The organism is Pseudomonas sp. KCJK8993, from assembly GCF_046230915.1.
Lineage (GTDB): Bacteria > Pseudomonadota > Gammaproteobacteria > Pseudomonadales > Pseudomonadaceae > Aquipseudomonas > Aquipseudomonas piscis.
The window spans coordinates 1-1,569 of record NZ_JBJJLO010000239.1; the positions used below are offsets into that span (position 1 = coordinate 1).

2 protein-coding genes are annotated in these 1,569 nt (G+C 67.8%); both read left to right on the forward strand.

Annotated features, from left to right (window positions below; translation table 11 throughout):
* A partial coding sequence (locus ACK6AU_RS31920; protein WP_409303746.1) for an ACP S-malonyltransferase occupies window positions 1-604 on the forward strand: 604 nt, incomplete at its 5' end.
* A 62-nt stretch (window positions 605-666) separates the two neighbouring features.
* On the forward strand, window positions 667-1,569 hold a 903-nt coding region (locus ACK6AU_RS31925), incomplete at its 3' end, for a beta-ketoacyl synthase N-terminal-like domain-containing protein (protein ID WP_409303748.1).

The window sequence follows — 1,569 nt, forward strand, 5'->3', positions numbered from 1 at the left end:
ACTGGCGCGCCTGGAAAGCGCGGTCGAGGCCGCGGGCGGCATGCTGTATCCGCTCAATACCAGTGGCGCCTTCCACTCGCGCTACATGCAACCGATCGCCGATGCCTTTCGCGCGTATCTCCAAGGCCTGGAACTGGCGCCGCCGAACAAGCCGGTAATCGCCAACGTTTCGGCCCAGCCCTATAGCCAGGAAGCGATCGCCGACAACCTGGTCCGGCAACTGACTCATCCAGTGCAATGGTGCGAGAGCATCCAATACCTGCTGGCCCAGGGCGAGGTGCAATTCGAAGAAGTCGGCCATGGCGAGGTGTTGACCAAGCTGGTGGAGAAGATCCGCGCTGGCAGCCGCCTGCCTGTGCCTGGCGTTGCGGTTTCGCCGGGGGATGCGGCGCCTGGGCCTCACGAAGCGGCGCTGCACAGCGCCATCGAGCAGGTCGCCCGGTGGAATGCCCGGCATCCCGCCGGCACTCGGGTGCGCTCGCTGCGGGTCGACGGCGACCAGCTGACCCGCAGCACCGCCTTGGTGTTGCTGGGCCACCGGGCGGCGGTCTATCTGCAAGGCCACAACGGCTACTTTGCCCTCGACGAGATCCGGGCGTTGTAGCCATCCATGCAGCCATGGGCCGACCCGTTGCCTTCGCCCGAATCGACAATCCTGGTGCCAACATGCTTGCCACTCGACCACTACCCGTTGCGATCACCGGTGTCGGTATCGTTTCCGCCATCGGCCAGGGCCGGGAGGCCTTCACCCGCGCATTGCTGGCCGGCGACGCCGCTTTCGACGTGCTGCAACGCCCCGGGCGCCAGGGGCAAAGCCGTTTTCTCGGCGCCGAACTCGGCCCCCTGCAACTGCCGCCGGAGCGTTCGCCACGGCTGTTCCGGCAGTTGTCGCTGACTGCCGAGGCGGCCCTGGTGGCCTTGCATGAAGCCTGGCAGGACGCCCGCCTGGAGGACGTGGACCCGCAGCGCATCGGCCTGGTCGTCGGCGGCTGCAACCTGCAGCAACGTGAACTGGCCCAGCTTCATGAGCGCTACACCGGGCGCGAGGCCTTCGTGCGGCCGGGTCATGGCGTCGAGTTCATGGACAGCGACCTGTGCGGGTTGTGTACCCAGCAGTTCGGCATCCAGGGCATGGCCTGCACCGTGGGCGGCGCCTCGGCCAGCGGCCAGGTCGCGGTGATCCAGGCGCTACAGGCGGTGCAGTCGGGGCAGGTGGATGTGGCGATCGCGCTGGGCGCCCTGATGGATCTGTCGCATTGGGAGTGCCAGGCGTTGCGTTCGTTGGGGGCCATGGGCTCCGAGCGCTATGCCGATGCGCCGATGCAGGCGGCCCGGCCGTTCGACCGCGACCGCGATGGTTTCATCTATGGCGAGTGTTGCGGCGCGGTGGTGGTGGAGCGCATGGCCAACCCCGCGCGCAGCACCATTCGGCCCTATGCGCAATTGTCCGGCTGGGGCTGGACCATGGATGCCAACCGCAATCCCGACCCATCGCGCGAGGGCGAGATGCGCGCCATCGCCCAGGCTTTGGAGCGCGCGGGCCTGGCCCCGGGGCAGATCGACTATGTA